This is a genomic window from Bacterioplanoides sp. SCSIO 12839, from assembly GCF_024397975.1.
Taxonomy (GTDB): Bacteria; Pseudomonadota; Gammaproteobacteria; order Pseudomonadales; family Oceanobacteraceae; genus Bacterioplanoides.
Genome location: NZ_CP073745.1, coordinates 1,388,958 through 1,408,818 on the forward strand (window position 1 = coordinate 1,388,958; position 19,861 = coordinate 1,408,818).

Here is a 19,861-nt window from a genome sequence, read left to right on the forward strand (position 1 = left end):
GAGAATCTCTGATAGGTTCGACTCGCAGTGAGCTTGCGAACGAAGAGAACATCGGAGGTACGACGATGGGCCGTAGGCCGTAAGTAATCCTCTCGGGCGGGCCATTTCATCAATATCCTCAAAATACTCTGATTATTTTCTGCACTGAATTGTCTTTTCGACATTCATCTCAAGCCCGATGTGGATGAGAATCTCTGATAGGTTCGACTCGCAGTGAGCTTGCGAACGAAGAGAACATCGGAGGTACGACGATGGGCCGTAGGCCGTAAGTAATCCTCTCGGGCGGGCCATTTCATAAATATCCTCAAAATACTCTGCTTATTTTCTGCACTGGATTGTCTTTTCGACATTCATCTCAAGCCCGATGTGGATGAGAATCTCTGATAGGTTCGACTCGCAGTGAGCTTGCGAACGGAGAGAACACCGGAGGCACGACGATTGGCCGCAGGCCGTAAGTAATCCTCTCGGGCGGGCCATTCTCTCTTTACTCTTCCAGGCATTGCTTAATCTGTTTGATGGCTTCTTCCATAGTACTTGCCAGTGCCATCTTCGGGTATTGATGCTTGTTCTTCTCGATGATATCCCGGTTAAGGGTTTTGGATCCGACGATAACCAGTAGCTGACAATTATGCTCAAGGCTCCACTTCTGAATATCAATCAGTATTTGCATGATTTCAATGGGGCCTGCATCAAAATGAGTGGTATCAACAATACGACCCCAAGGGGATTGTATTAAGGTTTGAGCGTGTTGCTTTACAGACTCGAAGTACTCAACAGTTCCTTCAACATTCCAAGCGCCCTGCATGGTGCAGAGCATCATGTTGCCATCAACTTTAATACTGTAATCACAATGTGCTTCAAACATAACAAGCACCCAGCCACCAATAAGCTATTCAAGTTAACCTGAATCAGCGATTTTCTAAACGATTAAAGTCAAGAATGCCGTAATAGAGCGGATCTTGTTCAGCGAATTGACGATGGACTTCATCGCTATGCAGCCAGAATCGTGGATTGGTGCGACGCACGCCAAACTGATCAACAAACCGTTGGTAGTCGTCTTCATCGGCAAGTGATGTGATGGCTTCAACCAGTTTTGGTAAACGGAAAGCAGAAACCCGGTACATGGCACCCGGATAGGTTCCTAAAACCCCCGGAACCAGCGTCAGGTAATCTTCTTCTGGTAAGCGATTGCTGTCTTCAGTTAGCAGGCCGTTAATATTACTGTGTCCGCTGTTGCGGATCAGGGTAAATAACGTCGGTTTTCCCAAATAATTATCAACCATTAATACCGACATTTCCGGCATCAGGTTGGCAGCTCTTCCTGTGATTCGGTTGATCGGTAATAACTCAGCTAATAATTCCGGCGTTGTGTGCTGCTGCAGTGTGTATTTATGGCTGAGTGTTGTGTCCAGATGTGACTTTAACAAGCCAAACAATTCCGCTTTTGGATTGGTCGTATTGTAGTGAATATCCGGATTCCGAATTAAGTGTTCGCCCTGAGTCAGCAGAAACTCTTTGACTTCATCGCTGGTATCACGATACCAATATTGAGCCAGTTCCTGTCGACTTTTTTGAGGTAAGAAAGCCAGAAAATTAAACTCGCCTTCCATTCTTAAGAAGTCCATATAAAGCCGTGTTAACAGCTGATGGCCAATATTGCCGTACACATCAAATTCAGCCACTAATAAATAATGAATTCGCTCCAACAGAGGGTAAGTAATTACCCAGGCGGTTTTAGGGTTTTGTCCTACCAGCCCTTTAACCACACTGGAACTGTCAAAGTGACGAAAAACGGTTAATGCCGCGTTCGGGTTTTTCCCTTCACCGTTCCAGATCAGGCTGGTGTCAAAACGTTTGATATTATCAGACAATTGTTTATTCGCCTGACGTTTAGCCTTTAAAAACTCCCCTTGTAAATGGCTGTATTTAAACCAGTTGGTGACGATGCCCGAATTGCTTTCATCTTCTCCGGGCAAGCGTAAGTTTTCACTTTGCTGATTCAGAAAATCCGCCATCTCCTGATCTTTAACCTTATCCGGAGAGGTGAAAAATACCCAAAAATGATCATTGATAACATTCAATGCGACCTGACCACGGCATACTGGCCCCTTAATAAAGCCCATGATGGTAAATTCAGCTTCTTGCAGCATTAATTGGTAACGAGCACTAACTGGCAGATCTTTAAAGGCAATAAAGGGATTGGCTGCTACTTCATTGTCATACCCCGGCAGCGTGTTTACGGCATACTCCGGCGTTATAAATAAGTCGGTGAGCCAATCCATGCGTTGTTGATTTAAGCGATAGGGCATGTGTGTTTTGGCGACAATACTGGCATGGTTTAACTGTAAGCGGTAATACACTCGCTTAACGCCTGGATCATCATACGGACGGCGTGTAGCGATCGGCCGAATAGGTAGCCCTGGTGGTGTTGCGGAACGTACCAGTTTAAAGAAGTAGCCCGGACGCTGTTCTGGCTCTTGCTGAGTAAATATGGGGAGCTCGGAAAAATACAAATTAGCCAGATACCAGTGTTCATAAATATAACGACTGGTTAGTTGCTGTTTCAGAGAGTCTCCATTTAAAAAGTGTTCCCACTGTTGTCGTTGCTTCTCGATGTTCTCCGGAAGTTGCGGGGGCAAAGACATGGCAGCACCGGCCCGAATCCAGTCTGACAGTCTTTCATGTTCCTCCTCTGCCAGGGCTGGCAATGCATAAGGCATTCCCCAGAGCGGGTGGTCGACTGCAAACTGATTAAAATCTTCACGAGTGGTGCACTGCTGTTCGCGATCCAGGCCAAGGGTCACATCGTCATGAATTAACGGCGAGTCTTCAGCCTGGAAGTTTGGGTGTTGCTGTTTTAATTCCAGCATTTTATACAGCACCGAATTCTGGGTGTTAATGGCGGCGGTCTGGCTGCGTTCGTTGAGGATGCTGTGAAAGCCACGTTCGCGCCATTGTTCGGTGGTGTGTGCATCAATGCCCAGGCGCTGTGGTGTGGAGGCCAAAATGCGTGTGCCGTTATAAACCAGCTCCGGATTCGCGCCACGCATAATGCCTTCCGGCGAGTTGAGTTTTAGTTGGCAGGGAGCATCGTAACAGCCATGACAAACGATGCAGCGCTGTTCAAAAATGGGCTTGATCTGCTGGTCATAATGATCTGCACTGGCAGTTCCCGGGGCTGAGCGCCTGTCGGTGATCACTCTCTCACCAAATAAGGCATCCAGATCTTCAGACAGCAAGGCAACGCTGCTGCAACCGGCTAACAAAACCAAAACAACCAATAAACGAAACACGTTGCTCCTCCTCCAGCAAAACAGTCGCCCGAATTTTACCATTGATCGTAATCAATCGATCAGGCAAAACGTAAAATCGTATTTATTTTACGCTCTGTTTTTTATTTTTGGGTCTTGATTGATCGGGAGTGGCTGACACAAATCCAGCAGTTTACCAATGGAGTGATCTGGATGGTGGCGGTAATAATCTTCCATATATAACCGGGTCTGTTGGTGCACCTTTTGAAAATGGAAGGCGAGATAGGCCTCCAGCGGTAGTGGTAATACCTTGGGAGAGAGGTTGAGTAACAGGCGATAGAGCCACGGTCGCAGCATCAGCGAGCTGCCGATGTGTAGCAAGGTCCGGCCGAAGCCGACGGGTTTCTGCATGGGAATCAAAAAGCGTTGAGCCCTGGAGAGCGTTTTGAGATGTTGGGTGTTGTCACGCAATTGCTGAAAGCGCCAGTCGGATGCTTGCAAGACGCATAAAAAAGTCATCAGGAAGGCGGAGGGTATGGCTGAATCCTCAATCGCAGATGCTGACACTTTGGCGCGGATGCCTCCCTGGTTAAATAACGCAGAAATCTGTTTGGCTAGCGGCTGTGATATTGATGAAATCGACATTTTTAGCGGCGGTAAATAATACGCGATGCCGCTGTTTTCTTGTTCTGTATCAGCTGGCAAGTGTTGGATTTGCAAGGGGTGGTCTGGAAGAGGCGCCTGATAGGCAATCAGGCTGATTAACCCTTCTGCAATAGGAGTGTGGGGTAATTCCTGTTGTAATCGCTGACGATCTTCCCGGCTGGGCTGTAGCATCAATACCGGAGTATTTATACAGGCTTGTCGAACGTCGTCATAAGGCAATGAACGCAGTGCATCAGAAGGAATGGTCAGGATAATCAGGTCAAATCCGGATTTCTCTGTAGGCCACTGAGTAATAATATCGTCCGCAAAAAAATGTACTTCTGGCGATGATGCGCTGCGGTTATTTAACGACTTATGGCTATTTAACGGCAATAGCGTCATACCTTGCGCGATTTGTGTGCGGTATTTTTCCTTAATCAGGTAGCTGACATGATTGCCGGCTTGCTGAAAATGATAGCCATACACCTGGCCTACTGCGCCAGCACCGACGATCAGAATATTCATACTCACTTTGTCCCCCGGATCGGTCTTTTACGATGCGTAATCGTAAGGGCCGCCTTTTTGTAGCGCCGTTTGATACGTTTTTAAAGCGTGTATTTGTTTTACATAGCGACGAATATTCGGGTAGTCATTCATCGTTGTACGGGCTAAGGCCGCTTCTAACGGGAAGATCATCTGAAAATCGGCCGAGCGGATTGCATCGCCACAAAACCAGGTATGACTGGCCAGGTGTTTTTCAATGTAGTTCAGGTGTTTAATCAGATTGGGGCCAGAATAGGCAGCTTCTACTTTGTTGGCTAAAGTGCGGGCAATAGGCTTGATGAAAAAAGGCATGGGTGCGGTACGCATTTTTTCAAACAATAAAGCCATTACCATCAGTGGCATTAATGAGCCTTCACTGTAATGCAGCCAGTATTTATTTTGCCAATAATCGGCGTCCGTTTTATCCGGCTCGAAGTGATTGTCGGTCAGGCTGGCCAGGTACTCGATAATCAGCCCGGATTCGGCGATGACTTCATCATTGTGGGTGATCACCGGTGATTTGCCCAGCGGGTGTATTTGCTCAAGTTCTTTGGGAGCCAATGAAGTCTTGGCGTCGCGTTGGTAGGTCTTGATCTGATAATCCAGTCCCAGTTCTTCTAATAGCCAGATAATGCGTTGTGAGCGTGAGTTATTAAGGTGGTGCAGAGTAATCATTGTATGCCCTCGAATTAGTTAATAGCGAGTTTAAAGATCTGCGCAAGAATTCAGAGGGTGTAATGTGCCATCCCGCGTTGTCAGAAGCACTGTTACTTATTGATAATGTTTCTCATAATCATTATTATCGCGAGCGAGAGAATATGATGGAGTCCTCGATGTTATCCCGCCTGTTTGTATTATGTATTTTGTTCAGCTCATTCACGATTAATGCTCTGGAAATCAACGATGATGTTCCGCCTGAAGTCGCCAGTGTTCTGGAACTGGATGAAAATAAAATTACCATTATCGATTTTTTTGCGTCCTGGTGTGTTTCCTGTCGTGTTGAATTACCCGAAGTTTCTGCGCTGACGCCACAGTTAGATTCCGCACAGGTTGATGTAATTGGTATTAATGTCGACGAAGAAGTACAGGAAGGGCTTGAATATATTCAGTCATTTGATGCCACCGGTGGGTTGAATTTCCGGGTTGTGATGGATACCGAGCAAAGCCTGATCGAAGCTTTTGGGCCTTTAGGGATGCCTGCTTTGTATTATTTGCATCAAGGCAAGGTAAAAGCGATGCATCTGGGTGCTGTTGCCAACATCTCTGCTGTTATTCGTGACGATCTGAATAAGCTGGGTTATCGCTAATGAAAGAAGCACTTAGCTTACAGCCCATCTCTGGCCTTATGGGTATAGGCCTTTTGTGTACAGGGCTTTTTATGTCAGGGTGTTCATCTACAACGTATGAAAAACCGAATGATGCCTTTCAGTCTTCAATGGCAGTGAAGGTGTCAATTGACGAGCCACTGTCGGCTGGTTCTGAAGAAAAACCAGTAAATTCACCCGCAAGTGTCCGCTCGGGTAAGCCAGTTGATATCGTGGCTGTGAAAGCGCCATCAAGTGCTAAAAAAGACGCGGATCACAGTGATGTATGGAGTCAGATTAAAGACTTCTTCACGATTGAAAAGGTTCGTCCGTGGCAAAAATCAATCCTGGCTCGGGATACGATGAAAGCGGCAGGCCCGATTCCGGGATCTGAAAAATTCAGTCTGAAAGTTTATACCTCAAAAGAAGGCAGTCGTGGCGGTACCGGTGTGGCCGGTGGCGGTTGTGGTTGTAACTGAGGCCTTGGTAATGAAAAAAATAACTTCTTTATCCTTGCTGGCAGCGGCGGCGTCTATGGCGGTTGCTGAAGATAAGGTATCGCTGCAAAATCTTCAGTACGAAGAAAGTGATCAACGAATAAAAGTTGATGATTGGGTGTTGTCTGCCGAGCTGAATCCGGATGTTGATAATCAGATAACGGTTAATGCCGGATTGGATACCATTTCCGGCGCTTCCCCTGCCTGGCAGCCAAAAGTAACGTTAGAGCGCCCGGATAATTTTGAAGATATTAATCAGATTTCCGGCTCTCCGATATATGGTTACGACCCCGCGGGTTATGAAGTTCGTAATGTGGCGGTGCCAGATGAACGCCGTGTGTCTGCAGGGGCGGGTTGGTTAACGCGAGATAAACAACGAAATGAACTTTATGTGGGTGCTGATTATTCTTCAGAGCCTGATTATTTGAGTCGTGCGTTATCCGCTTCTTATTTATGGTTTACTGATTCCAGTAAAAATACCAGTGTGACGATTGGTGCTTCCTTGCAGGCAAACCAGTCGAAGGTGTTTGATGCCTATTTCGATACGCACTGGGAAGATTTAAAGGCATTTAACCTTGAAGTGGGGTTGGGGCAGGTTGTTTCGACCCGAAGTGTATTAAGTGGTAACGTCTTCTTATTGCGGGATAGTGGCTATTTAACCAATCATTATCAGACGATTCTGCGCCAGGGCGATATTGATGGTGATGGCGTTTTTGAAACGTTATTGTCGGCTGAGCACCGTCCTGATTTACGACGTGCAGCAGGCGCTTCATTAAAATGGATGATGCAATGGCGCAGCTATTATGCGACGCACAGCGGCTACCGCTTATTTCAGGACGATTGGGGCATACAATCTCATACGCTTGATTTTAAGCAGTATTTAACTCCGATAGATGATCTGACGTTAAGTCTGGTCTGGCGTTATTACAACCAGAGCGAAGCCGATTTTTATAAAGACCCTGAAAGTGCAAGACCTGAGTTTTCGATTCAGGGCTATGGTAGTTCGGATCATCGTATGGGTGAATTCAGTGCTCAGACATTTGAATTGGGTGCAGCCTATGAGGTGGTTAAAGGAATTACCTTAAATGCACAAGTAGGCGAGTATGACCACTCCACTGACTTCTCAGCCAGCTGGGTTGCCGCCGGAATTACCTTTAAGCGCTGAATTGATATTCTAAAATAATGCATAAAAAAACCTTTCCGGTTAAAGCCGGAAAGGTTTTTTTATGTCGGTTTTCTAAGCTGATATTTAAAGGGTCTTAATAATTAACAACCTGATATTGGCTACCGTTATACATAATTAAGGCATCTTTAGTGGTTGCCATGCCATTAAATGTGGTTGAGGTTGTAAAGTTGTCAGCCACCTTACTGGTATCCGTATTGTGCAGGATGGTCAGTTCGTTGCCATGCAGAATGCTCAATAAGCCTCGCTGCGGATGGCTTTCAATATGAGTGACGGTATCGCTGTACTGAATGCTGGAAGTTGGGTTGGATATTGCCTGACTCCAATCGCTGTTAGCGAATACTGAAACCTGATTTCCGTGTGCGACGGCTAATTTTTTGTCCTGATCAAAGAAGGTCAGGCTGCTTGCTCCATCCTGTTTGTAGCTTGATAGTAGCGTCAGGTTTGAGCTATCGAAAAGATGAATCTGGCCACTGTTCATCACCATGGCGATATGCATGCCGTTATTGGTGAAAGTCCAATCCAGTAATGCATCGGTAGCACTCAGGGTGGTATCAACCAGGGCTGAAATGGTGGCGGTATTACCGTCAATACGGGTCAGGGAAACCGTGTTTTGATAAATCTGAAACCCTACCAGTTGTTGGCCGTCCTGGCTCTGGATGACTGATTGAATATATCCGGTGCTGTTGTCCGGAGCGTTTGTCAGGCTGGTGTAGATGTTGGTATTACTTTGGATAAGGCTGTGGTTTGCCATTAAAACACCGTGTTTGGTGCTGGTGGAATCGGTGTAATACGGTGACACAAACCAGACGGTGTTGTTGTTGGTGTCTAAGAAGCCCTGGGTCAGAGGGGCTGGAGTATCGCCGCTGCCGTAGTCGTCGTCATCATCGTCTTCTTCGTCTTCTTCGTCTTCTTCGTCTTCTTCGTCTTCTTCGTCTTCTTCGTCTTCTTCGTCTTCTTCGTCTTCTTCGTCTTCTTCGTCTTCTTCGTCTTCTTCGTCTTCTTCGTCTTCTTCGTCTTCGTCGTCTTCTTCGTCTTCTTCGTCTTCGTCGTCTTCGTCGTCTTCGTCGTCATCAAGCGCCACGACGTTATGAGGGGAGACCGAATTGCCAGCCATGGTAGCAGTGCCGACTTGTGCTGAATCATCCAGGCCATTGATTAACACAGCGGCATTGGCGCATGAACCTAACAACGCTTGATTGCATGAAAACGTGGCCAGGATGGTTTGCCCAAGCATATCAACGTCAACCAATGAAGCTGTTGCTCCGGCCGGTAGCGAAATTTGGGGCCAGTTTTTAACGTCCATTGCATTGATGGTGGCGTTGTCGGCTGTGGGTTGAGGTGGCAGCGTAGGTTGCTGAGGCTGCCCCGGTGTAGCTGGTGAACCTGGCTGAGAAGTGTCTATCTGTCCGCTTGTTGGGCGTTCGTTGTCATTTGAATTAGTGGAGCTGCCACTACCACCTCCGCCGCAGGCAGCTAGGAGGATGGCCAAAGATATGGGGTTGATAATACTTCTCATTTGTTATTTACACTTCTATTCATTACTGTTTAAATGTTAATGATAAAGAATGTTATTTGCAATTGATAGGTTGACTCGTAGTGTTGAAGTACAATTTTTCTGCTCTGGCATTATTGCCATTGTTACTGACCGCTTGTGGTGGCGACAATAAATCTGAAAGCCTGGGGGAGCACCTGGTTGAGCGTGAATGCATCGATTGGAATGATAATCTCAGCTGCGATCGCGGAGAAAATAGCAGTGTTGTGACTAAAGCTGCTGGCCAGCTAACGCAAACAGTGAACACCTCCGCCAGTGCAGCAAAAATTCTTGAGCAGGTTGATGCGGCATCGGGAAAACAATTATCTGTTCTGCTGGCTCCGCAGGATAGCGCTTATGTCGATGCCATGACCTCTCTGGCATGGGGTGAGGTGTCGGGTAACCCATTTGTTGAGGACAGTGAGCAGGCAAAAAATTATCTGTCTGATAAATTAGCCATTAACTGGGATAGTAGCTCACAGAGTTATGTTGATCAGGAAGCTGCGGTGAGAAAGCAGCTGATGGCTGCAATGCAAAAAGTTGAAGATCCTAAACTTGCGATTGCTGCGCAGCTTGAAAGTATTCTGGCCAAGCGTGATCTTAATGCTGAGCTGGACTCCGATCGGGTTGTTGAAAGTCCTGCTGCACTGGAATTATTGGCCCAGGTTAACATCACAGAGCCTGTTAGTAGTTGGAAATATTCTGCTCGCCGTCAGCAATTATTAGTTGCAACTGAAGACAATTATTTACGTATTTACAACAGCCGTAATGGTTTTAATTTAACTGAGAATAAAAAACTGGTAGCGGGTAAAGAATCTGTGTCAGGTTCGGCGCAAAAGCAACCGGCTATGGTTTCTCAATTGCAAGTTGACGGCCGTGTTGATGTCTTTGCCTCGGCAACCAATGTCACTCCGCCTACGCCACCCAAGCCAACTCCGCCTGTCACGCCTCCAACAACTCCACCTCCAACAACCCCGCCAGTTACTCCGGCTCCGGTTGATCGCGAACTCGACCCAAAAGGCCGCATATCTGACGTAGGATTTAGCGATAACTTTGCCAATGTGTATGTTGTTACGCAAAAAGAAAATAGTGATGGGGCTAATTTGCGAGCCTGTAACCTGTCTGAAACAGATTACGGTATTTTTAAAATCAATATCTACAGCGATGCGGGTGCTCAGGCTGTCAGTGGTTGTAATCATCCGGCTTTATCAGCCGTTAATGTGGCTGTTGATGGAGGCAATATTCTCGCAGTGGATGAACAGGCTAAACGTCTTTATTGGGTGTCTTCCGATACCTTGCGTGAGGCCAATAATCATTATCTGACGCTCTCTTCGAAGCTGCTTTTCTCTTTGCCGGATCCTGATGACGAGTTGGCGATTGTGGCTGAGCAATCGGGTTCCGATATTTATCTGGTTCGTTTGCAGGATATGCTGGTGTTGTCTGGTTTTGGTTTTTCCGGAGCTGAATTAAAGGACGCCTTATGGCTAAACGAAGGTAAGGAAGTTCTGCTGGTGTCAGATCATCAGTGGCAGCGCTGGGATGTTCGGGTGTCATCTTCTCCAACCTTGCTTGAATCCGGCGATTTAAGCTCCACTGTCGCCAATGGCTCGTTGGTCTCCGTCAGCGATAATCAGCAATATTATGCTCGCCAAAATGGCACGCTGTTAACCATTCATCAATGGTCTGATCATAAAGTAGTTGGTCAAATAAAAGACGTCGAAAAAGTAGTTTGGGAAGCCAGTGACCTGGTTGTAAAAAACAGTGCAGGCTTCTCTCGCTATCAGCTCCATCGTTCTGTCATTAGTCCATTACAGCGCGCTGAAATTTATCTGACCGCTGCCCGAATTGCTGCAGGTAATGGCAATTTATCTCAGGTGTCTGAAAACCTGAATCTTCCCGTCAATGTTCCTGGCACCAGTCTGACAGTCAGTTGGTCGGGCACATTACAGCAAATTAAATACAGTACCAGCCCAGGTTCCGTTGATCCGAATCCTGTAGCTGAGACCGGAACCATTACCGCAACGATTAATACCACGTATCGCGGTGACGCAGTTCGCTGGAAAAAGGCATTTGATGTCCAGATTAAAGCGAGCCAATAACGATTTCATAATAATTAAAAAAGCTTGGGAAATGCCCGGAGAATACCGGACAAACACAATATAAATTCGGAGAAGTAATATGAACATTTGGAAGAATGGAGCGCTGATTTTTTTAATCGGTGCTCTGGTCGCCTGTGGCGGTTCGGGAGGTAGTTCCGGTTCCAAAACAGCGGATGATGGCAATAAGCCAACCAACCCGGAAAATCCAGGATCTGAGCCGACAAACCCTTCGCCGGCTGACCCGGATGAGCCGAAGCCAACAGTGCCGGAAGCAACGGCAAAAGTCATTGACGGTTATCTGGAAAATGCACTCGTTTGTCTGGATGAGAACAACAACTACCGTTGTGATTCAAATGAACCGACTGAGCGAACTAATGCTCAGGGTGATTTTAAGCTGGAAAAATTTACTGGCAAAGTTGTTCTGGCAGAAATTCGCGCCAATGAAACAAAAGATAATGGTGAGTTGGTTTCTGTTGGTTATGTTCTTCGTGGTGTCGCAGAGCAAGGTAAGCATATTACCCCGTTTTCTACCTTGATGTTGGCTTTACAGGAAGCTGGCGCGAAGCCTGAAGCGGTGGATGCGGATTTGCGTGACAAGCTGAAGTTGCCTGCCGATACCGATCTGACGATGGACTATATTGCCGCAGATAATAAAACCATGCAGCGCTTAGCGGTGATGACGGTTGCGATGATTCAAAAAATCAATCAACAAGCATTGGCGTTGGATGAAGTCAGTCCGCAAGATGATCAGGGCGTTATTGAGTTTATCTCCTGGCACCAGCTCTCGTTAGAAGCACTGGCCAGTGGTGCAAATATTCTTGTTGGCAATCCTGATATGACCACGACGGAGTTGATTGCTGCCTGGCAAAAAGACAGCAATGTTGCTCTGTCTGCCGCCCGTATTGAGCAGGTCAAAAAAGATGGAGAATTTAATAACCTTGATGCTGACGGCGACGGTATTGCCAATGTGATTGATAACTGCCCAGCTGTTGCCAGTCAGGATCAAACGGATACCGATTCGGATGGTCAGGGCGATGTTTGTGATGCCGATGATGATAACGACTCAAAATCTGATGATCTTGATAATTGTCCTTTAATCGCCAATAGCGATCAGCTGGATACCGATGGTGACGGCAGTGGTGACGCTTGTGACAGTGATAAAGACAATGACAGCAAATTAAATGATGTTGATAACTGCCCGATTATGGCTAACCCAGGTCAGGAAGATCTTGATAATGATGGTATGGGGGATGTTTGTGATACCGATAAAGATAATGACGGTGTCTTAAATGATCTTGATAACTGTCCGGTTAATGCCAATGCAGATCAAAAAGATTTTGATAGTGACGGTATGGGAGATGTATGCGATGCCGATGCTGATGGCGATAATGTTGATGACTCCATTGATAATTGCTTGTTGAAACCAAACCCGGGTCAGGAAGACCTGGATGGCGACGGCTACGGCAGTGCTTGTGATGATCAGGAAGTCACTGAATTTACTAAGCTGAGTGTTACTGGCGCTGTGTTGGCGGGGGATGCCACAGAATACGCTTGTGTTACGCAGAATATGATTGATGGCAAAGCGGTTGATATCAATGATCGTAATACCTGGATGTTATTAATTCCTGCCAATGCAACATGGAAAGATTTAGGCAGCTATGTGCCCGCAGGGAAAAATGATACCGACTTATTCTGGGACTACAGCTGGAGCTTCCCGGGGTACAGCTACAGTCAGGAGTTTAAAGAAGCCAATGGCTTAAGCACTCGTAATATCAGTAGTAATCAGGTTGAGGCTTATGTTGAGCTTCTTAATACCATGAATTATTGCGGCCATAACGATTGGACTGTACCAAGCGTTGCACAAATGCAGCTATTAAATAGTAAAAAAGTTGCAGCTGATTCTGATGTGAAGTCCCTGGATCGCACAGTGTTTAAAAACTTTGCGGCATTGGAAACTCAGGTGACTAATCGTACTGACCAGTGGGGTGATCCGATTAATGCCAATTATTACCCTTATTTGGTTAACCCTTATTTCTGGACCAGTGATCGAACGTTAGATCGTTACGGCGATCCATCCACCAATTTGGGTGACTACAAAAAATACCTGCATGCAACCGCAGCGGCAGATGAACATATTTTTACTGACACACCGGGAGGCGGGCCTTATTTCGCTCTGCGTGCTGTGCGCCAGAATCGCTTCACTAAGTTAGCTGCGGATGCTACTGAGCTGGCGGTTGATGCCAGTGATTGGGTGTGTGTTCGTGATGATGACGCGGGTGGTCGTCGCCACTGGTTGAATACTCAGGGCAATGCGTTTGATGTGTCTTCTGCCGACGTTGATACCCGTTTGAACGCTATTAATACTGCAAATACTTGTGGCTTCAGTGACTGGCGACTGCCTACCGCTAAAGAGGTTATTACTTTAAAACCTGTTCACAGCGATGCTCATTTTAAAATCGGTCAGCTGGGCGAATATACAAACTTTAATCGTTATTACTTTGACTATGTATGGTTGAAGGATAAGCGTTCGATGGCATTGCGTCGTCAGAGTGACTATGTTGGCAGTGGATATAGCTCGCCGAATAAAACCCATCTGATGTTGGTTCGTGATGATATTGCCAGTGGTTTGGCGCTGGATGCCAAGGTTACTGAGGCGGAGACAAAAAGTGCCGATATTGCTCAGTTGAAATCTGACTTTGATAGCAATGAAGTCGATGACACATTGGCGACCGATGTAGCTACATTGGCTAATGAGTTTGCAAAATTCGATAACCTGGCGAAGTTAATTACTAATCGTCAAAAAGCAGTTACTGAATTTGAGCCTCTGGTTATTGCTGCTCGCACTCAGTTTAATGCACTGTATGTTGGCCAGCAAACAGCTGATCGCCTGGCTGATGTTTTAGCACTGGAAGCTGATGTGCCTGTATTGAAGGCCGCTCTAAAAGCCGATGCCGAGGCATTAAAAACCTGGTTGGATGAGCTGTACGTTGTTTTAGACGGGTTGTCACCAATCAGCGATGAAGACAAGGCTCAATTGTTGTTTAAAGGCATTCAGAGTGGTTCGGTATTAACCCAGCTGTATGCAGCGCTAGGCTCAGATTACGACGTGATTGCTGCACAGGTTGCAACAATTAACACGACTCGTACGACTGAGTTTACCGACTTAGGTGTGGTGGTTAAGCTGAATCATGGCTATCAAAAAATTGCCAAAGACGGTTCGGTTGCAGGCACATTAGCCGTTGTAGGTGATGACTGGCGTTGTGTGCAGCAGCAGACTACTGTTGATGATTTTACTCAGACTTATACTTGGACGTTGCCCGTTACTGAAGATCGTAATTTAAACTACAGTGACGCACATGCTCGCCGTGCTGATCTGAATGCTGCAGTCTTGTGTGGTATTGATGCCGCAGCTGACAGCGCTGTTAATATTTCGGTGGATGCCAGCGATAAGGATGGTTGGGCAATACCAAATTACAGTCAGCTGGATTTAATTAAAACGGAAGACTTTAACGACGGCAGTACCGATTACAAAACTCTGGATCGCAGTGTATTTGCGACACACGAAGCGTCTTTAGCTGCGCATACTTATTATTGGGCTGAGGATAAATCAACCAGTAGTTATTATGTCGACGTATTACGTTTTGCTAATTCTGGCGATAATCCAGCGGACTCAGATGCTCGTGAAATAAAAAATGATGTTCGAGCTAATGCGGATAACAAAGCGAACCTGATGTTATTGCACAGCCAATTGACGTATAGCCGCACGGACGAAACTTGTGGCAGTGAGCGTGTGCATTATCAGGGTAAGTGTTATCGCCGTGTCGATGATAATAAAAGCTGGAATGATGCATTGGCTTACTGTGTAGCAAACGGTGGCAGTTTAATCGGTGCTAACGGCGATAACCATAACCTACGATTGGGTATTGCTTTGGGCTTAATCAGTGGCAATCGCTATTGGACTCGTGAGGAGGGCAGCAGCAGCTGGGCTTACGCTCTTGAGTATGAGAATGGCAAATGGCAGCGTGACAGCTCTTCTCGTAATCGGACTGATAACTTCCCATTTGTATGTCTTGAGCCAACGCCGGGTAATGAACTAACAGTTCCGGCGGCACCGACGAATCCGGTAGTCGATGATGATGCGGATACCTTTGGCTGGGATGAAGTCAGTGGGTTTGCCGGCAATGATCAATACGAATACAGCCTGGATGCAGGTTTAACCTGGCTGGCTGTGACTGCTAATCCGCAGCCAGTGGGCTACGCGGCGCGCAGTGCTGGTGATGTTCAGGTACGTGTTAAAGCCACGGAAAATAGCAACGCTCCTGGCGCGGCTTTGCTGGCAGGAAGCTTTACAGAAACCGATGTTGTAGCGCCAACCAACCCTCAGGTTGATGATGCCACGGATACCTTTGGTTGGGATGATGTAGCCGGATTTAGCGGAGCGGATAAATATGAGTACAGTATGGATGGCGGTAGCACCTGGCAGGCAGCTACGGCTAACCCGCAACGTATTTCAATTAAAGATATCAGTACTGGTGATGTTCAGGTGCGCGTTAAAGCCAATGGCAGTGTCAATAAGGCTGGGGCGATATTATCTTCTGATGCTGATTTTACTGCGCAGGTAGGGCCGGTTTGCAGTGGTGGAAATTATGCCGCTGAGGTTAAAGGCCGATGTTATCTTCGTTTTGACAGCGGTAAAAAACGCAACGATGCGCTAGCGCATTGTGAATCCTTAGGTGCTGATATGGTAAGCAGGAATAACCCAGACTTATCTGATATCGGGACCGCTCTGTTCCTCGATACTTCTCAGGATTATGGCCTTAAGGAATTTTGGGGAAGCAGCACTAACTATGTGTATCGCCTTCAGTATCGCAGTGGAAGCTGGCGTGCCGACAACGGTGATGGCCGCCCATTTTATAATTACCCATTTATCTGTGTGAAATAACCAACTAAAAACACGCTTCGGATACTCATCCGAAGCGTGTTCTGTATCAATCTTTCATTGATTTTTTATTACAAGATAATGCGAATCTATATCATTCGTGTATAATCGCGGCGCTTCTCAGCCATTGAGTGAGCATCGATTTGGGCGCGAGTGTGTATCGAGACAATCCTATGAAAAACCTGATTAAAAAATCCGAAACTCTGTTGGTTAATTACTGGCAGGATGAACGAGCAGTAACCGCCATTGAATATGGTGTTCTCGCGGCCAGTATTGCTATTGGTATTGGTGCGTTATTTTCTGGTGATGGTGGTTTTATGCCAGCACTGGAAGAAACGTTTAATAAAATTACCGAGCAGTTGAAGTCATCTTCTCAGTAATTCTTTTGCAATTTTTTCTGTTGGTATTCGCTGGCACCTTATTGCTGGCTACCATGCAGGATCTTCTTTTTCGTCGCGTTAAAAATAACGTATGGATCATTGCCCTGATGTCGACTTTATTGTCGATGGTTATGGCAGTTCATGGGATTGAACACCTGACTGCTGTGCTGTTAGCGGCAGTCATGGGTTTTTTATTCTGGCGTGTCGGTATATGGGGAGGCTCTGATGGACGTTGGCTTCCTTTATGTCTTGCCTGGCTGCCTCTGAAAAGCTGGCCGGTATGGCTTTTTATTTTTTGCATTGGCTGGGGTGTTTATTCATTGCTGGCCGTGGTTTTTATTGTGTTGCGTCATAGAAAATGGACGCAATCGGATAGAGGCCTTGCTTTGCTACCCATCATGTTGGTTGCACAGTTGTGTGTATCTGCATTGATTAAACTGAAGGTAATAATATGACAATGCAGCGTGTTCTTGGTTTGTTATTGGTCGCTGTTCTGGTGGTGCTGGCTGCTTTATTTATGCGCCTGGCAACAACACCCGCGGTGGTCAAACCGGTACCTTCCGTAGCATCAGAAACAACGCCAGAAACATCACCACCAATACCAGTTGTTGAAAAAAGAAAGGTGTTGGTTGCCCGTAAAGTTATTCACGCAGGCCAGTTTATTGATAAAAGTGATCTGGCCTGGGGTGAGATGGACGTTAGCGGTTATAACTGGATCTCGTCGAGTGATTATTCGCTGTCGCAATTTGCCGGAAGTGTCGCTATCGACAGCATAATGGCAAATACAGTGGTTCCTTATGATGCGCTGGTTCGGCCTGAACAACATGGTTTTTTAGCCGCAGTGTTAGCACCGGGAATGCGTGCTGCCAGTATTCCGGTTAATGACGTGACGGTGGGTGCCGGATTAATTGGCCCTGGGGATTATGTCGATGTATTGCTGACGTTTTATGCCAACAGCGACCGGGGCGCCTGGAGCATGGCTCAGGGGGGCGATATCAACATGCTGACCAATAAAACTCTGGTAACCGGTGTTCGGGTGATTGCGATCAACCGTCGTTCATTAGCGGATCCGGAACAGGAGTTGGGACGTAAATTAACAACGGCCACGGTTGAAGTGTCGGCTGAGGGTGCGCAGCAATTAGCGTTGGCGGCTCACATGGGCAGTTTGTCGATGACGCTTCGTTCACAACGTCAGCCCGGCTCAGATAATGAGCAGATGGAATTGTGGGTGGGCGATATTCATACAGCTTCTGACCAACTGAAGCCCAAGCCCGGTCTGGTACTCATGCGTGGCCAGCAAACTCAGGTGGTGGGGTTTTCTCAGGAAGATGACAACACCAACGATAACGATAGCAATGATGATGACAAAGGCTGAGCAGTTTAAGGTCGAACATGATTAAAACAGTATGGTTTAAAAAGCGTTGCCTAACGCTATTGCTGAGTGTATTCGTCGCCGGCTTTTTACGGGTAGCTGATGCGGCTCCATCAGAAACAACGCTGCTGATTAATCAGGGTGAGCTGATAACTCTGAAGGAAGATGCCCGGGCGATCTTTATTGCCGACCCGAACATTGCCAGCTATCAGGCACCGAGCTCGCGCTCGTTATTTATTTTTGGTCGTCGTCCTGGTGTTACCAGTATGTATGTGCTGGGAAAAAATGAGCGGGTTATTTTTCATAAAAATATTCGTGTACAGCATGACGTTGCCAGTATTAATCGATTGTTAGAGCAGCAGTTTCCGAAAGCCAATGTTGATGTGGTATCAACAACCAGCCGGTTAATTGTGTCTGGTCAGGTGGATACGCCAGAAAAAGCCGACCAGATTATTCAGTTGGTTCAGGGGTTTCTGGCGGCCAGCGATGAAACGGAAGCGGATAAAGAGCTGGTGAATCAACTGGTGATTGATATGCCGAACCAGGTCAATATCAGGGTGCGTGTTGCTGAAATGGAGCGCAATACCGCACGTCGTTTTGGCTTTGATGGATTAGTAAGCAGCGCCCAAACCGGACTGAGTTTTGACTTAGACCTGGGACAGTTGGGCTTGCCATTAAAAGCGCTGGATATTACTGCCGGTCAGATTACCGGCACTCTGGAAGCACTGGAAGAAGAGGGTTTAATCAGCATTCTTGCTGAACCCAATCTGACTTCGTTATCCGGTGAGAATGCCAGCTTCCTGGCGGGAGGCCAGTTTCCGATTGTATCCATTCTTGAGAACGGTCAGGCCAATGTTGAATACAAAAATTTTGGTGTTGAACTCAACGTGACGCCAACGGTGTTATCGCCACAACGCATCAGTTTAAAAGTGAACCCGATTGTCAGCGAAATCAATGAATCGCCGAATATTCAGCCCGGTATTGTTAACCCGGTGGTGTTATCTGAACGTTCGGCTAATACCACGGTCGAGTTAGCCAGTGGTCAGAGTTTTATTCTGGGTGGTTTGTTGTATGAAAAAGACAACACCAAAACCAGCAAAATTCCATTACTGGGTGATATACCGGTCTTGGGTGCGTTATTCCGTTCCGAGCGATATCAACGACAGGAAACGGAATTAGTGATTATTGCCACTGCTTACATTGTTGAACCAACCCGCGAATCGAATCTTTCGATCCCGCAGGACGGTGCGGTGATGAACCCACACTGGCGTCGTTTCTTAACCGGTAAAATTCTTCAGTCCAGACCGGCTGCCCCAGACACCATTCTGGAAAATGGTAAACCACAGGTTTATGGCGACTATGGCCTGGTTTTTTAAGGGCTGGTTTTTTAGAGCGATGGTAAAAAGATTATGAATAGATTCTCTCAATGGATGGCCGTTAGCATGCGCCTGGCCAGTGTTGTTTTATTATTGCTATTGGCCGCTTGCCAGCAGCAGGTCAGCAAGCCGCAGATGGAAGTGCGTCTCAAGCCTTTATCCTGGCAGAGTGATAATAACGTGCTGACCAGCAAAGACCTGGCTGAGTTAGTGACCTGGCTCAATCAATTCCCAACCCGGGATGTGTTTTTACAAACTTCAGGGCAGCAGAAAGCGCAACTGAAACAGTTTTTACTGGATTATGGCTTCCGTACCTGGCAGCTCGATGGTATTAATTTTTCCACCGAGCAGCCAGTTTCTGAAGGCGGTGCTGGTTCTGAAGATCGTATTAATTCTGAAAATAGTATTAACCGTATTGCTGGCGTTTATGTGCAGCGCTCACCCGGACAATGCCCGGATTATTCAGTCGCCAATGCATCAGATGGGTTGGGTAATCAATCATCCAGCTTTGGCTGTGCCAATCAACGTAACCTGATGGTGTCCGTCGCAGATAGCCGGGATTTTATTCGCGGCAAAGCTCTGGCCCCGGCGAGTGCCGAAAAGCTGGTGTTAGCGCTGGAAAATTATTATGGTCGCGCCGCCGACGACACGGTTAATGAGACTGGCGACCAACAAAATCCACCAAGTACGGGTGTCACCAGCAACCTTGGTAGCCAGGGTAATTAGTCAGGGTAATTA

At 46.8% G+C, this 19,861-nt stretch carries 15 protein-coding genes; 10 read left to right on the forward strand and 5 right to left on the reverse strand.

Features of this window, described 5'->3' with window-relative positions; all coding sequences use genetic code 11:
• Positions 1–484 precede the first annotated feature (484 nt).
• The 4 genes from KFF03_RS06510 to KFF03_RS06525 form a co-directional block, all read right to left on the reverse strand.
• Positions 485–865: a hypothetical protein gene (locus KFF03_RS06510; RefSeq protein ID WP_255859912.1), complete on the reverse strand. Its 381-nt coding sequence runs from the start codon at positions 863–865 to the stop codon at positions 485–487.
• A gap of 43 nt (positions 866–908) precedes the next feature.
• Positions 909–3,293 carry a fatty acid cis/trans isomerase gene (locus tag KFF03_RS06515; protein WP_255859913.1) on the reverse strand — a complete coding sequence of 795 codons (2,385 nt, stop codon included), beginning with the start codon at positions 3,291–3,293 and terminating at the stop codon, positions 909–911.
• A gap of 87 nt (positions 3,294–3,380) precedes the next feature.
• The gene (locus tag KFF03_RS06520) at positions 3,381–4,421 is read right to left on the reverse strand and encodes a ketopantoate reductase family protein (protein WP_255859914.1); all 1,041 of its coding nucleotides are present in this window, start codon (positions 4,419–4,421) and stop codon (positions 3,381–3,383) included.
• Between the two features lie 27 nt (positions 4,422–4,448).
• On the reverse strand, positions 4,449–5,114 hold the full coding sequence (locus KFF03_RS06525; RefSeq protein WP_255859917.1) for a glutathione S-transferase: 666 nt from the start codon (positions 5,112–5,114) through the stop codon (positions 4,449–4,451).
• Positions 5,115–5,257: 143 nt separating this feature from the next.
• On the opposite strand from KFF03_RS06525, the gene KFF03_RS06530 reads away from it, so the two are divergent.
• The 3 genes from KFF03_RS06530 (at position 5,258) to KFF03_RS06540 (ending at position 7,405) form a co-directional block, all read left to right on the forward strand.
• Positions 5,258–5,746, forward strand: a complete 489-nt coding sequence (locus tag KFF03_RS06530; RefSeq protein WP_255859918.1) for a TlpA disulfide reductase family protein — start codon at positions 5,258–5,260, stop codon at positions 5,744–5,746.
• A 140-nt stretch (positions 5,747–5,886) separates the two neighbouring features.
• Positions 5,887–6,222 (forward strand): DUF4266 domain-containing protein, encoded by a 336-nt coding sequence (locus KFF03_RS06535; protein WP_255859920.1) that lies wholly within the window; start codon positions 5,887–5,889, stop codon positions 6,220–6,222.
• Between the two features lie 10 nt (positions 6,223–6,232).
• Positions 6,233–7,405, forward strand: a complete 1,173-nt coding sequence (locus KFF03_RS06540; RefSeq protein WP_255859922.1) for a DUF3570 domain-containing protein — start codon at positions 6,233–6,235, stop codon at positions 7,403–7,405.
• 94 nt (positions 7,406–7,499) lie between these two features.
• On the opposite strand, the gene KFF03_RS17675 is transcribed toward KFF03_RS06540, so the two are convergent.
• Positions 7,500–8,942 (reverse strand): hypothetical protein, encoded by a 1,443-nt coding sequence (locus tag KFF03_RS17675; RefSeq protein WP_304941524.1) that lies wholly within the window; start codon positions 8,940–8,942, stop codon positions 7,500–7,502.
• An 80-nt stretch (positions 8,943–9,022) separates the two neighbouring features.
• On the opposite strand from KFF03_RS17675, the gene KFF03_RS06550 reads away from it, so the two are divergent.
• The 7 genes from KFF03_RS06550 to KFF03_RS06580 all read left to right on the forward strand — a co-directional run bounded on the left by KFF03_RS06550 (position 9,023) and on the right by KFF03_RS06580 (position 19,849).
• Positions 9,023–11,056 (forward strand): hypothetical protein, encoded by a 2,034-nt coding sequence (locus KFF03_RS06550; RefSeq protein ID WP_255859923.1) that lies wholly within the window; start codon positions 9,023–9,025, stop codon positions 11,054–11,056.
• Positions 11,057–11,135: 79 nt separating this feature from the next.
• Positions 11,136–15,998 (forward strand): thrombospondin type 3 repeat-containing protein, encoded by a 4,863-nt coding sequence (locus KFF03_RS06555; RefSeq protein ID WP_255859942.1) that lies wholly within the window; start codon positions 11,136–11,138, stop codon positions 15,996–15,998.
• 170 nt (positions 15,999–16,168) lie between these two features.
• Positions 16,169–16,375 (forward strand): Flp family type IVb pilin, encoded by a 207-nt coding sequence (locus tag KFF03_RS06560; RefSeq protein ID WP_255859947.1) that lies wholly within the window; start codon positions 16,169–16,171, stop codon positions 16,373–16,375.
• A gap of 20 nt (positions 16,376–16,395) precedes the next feature.
• Positions 16,396–16,830, forward strand: coding sequence for a prepilin peptidase (locus tag KFF03_RS06565; protein ID WP_370647474.1), 435 nt, complete (start codon positions 16,396–16,398; stop codon positions 16,828–16,830).
• A complete protein-coding gene (cpaB, locus tag KFF03_RS06570; RefSeq protein ID WP_255859954.1) occupies positions 16,827–17,750 on the forward strand; it encodes a Flp pilus assembly protein CpaB in 924 nt (307 codons plus the stop codon). The genes KFF03_RS06565 and cpaB overlap by 4 nt, the downstream gene beginning before the upstream one ends.
• Positions 17,751–17,767: 17 nt before the next feature.
• Complete coding sequence (locus KFF03_RS06575) at positions 17,768–19,123, forward strand: type II and III secretion system protein family protein (RefSeq protein WP_255859955.1); 1,356 nt, start codon at positions 17,768–17,770, stop codon at positions 19,121–19,123.
• A gap of 33 nt (positions 19,124–19,156) precedes the next feature.
• Positions 19,157–19,849, forward strand: a complete 693-nt coding sequence (locus KFF03_RS06580) for a CpaD family pilus assembly lipoprotein (RefSeq protein WP_255859956.1) — start codon at positions 19,157–19,159, stop codon at positions 19,847–19,849.
• Positions 19,850–19,861: the final 12 nt, after the last annotated feature.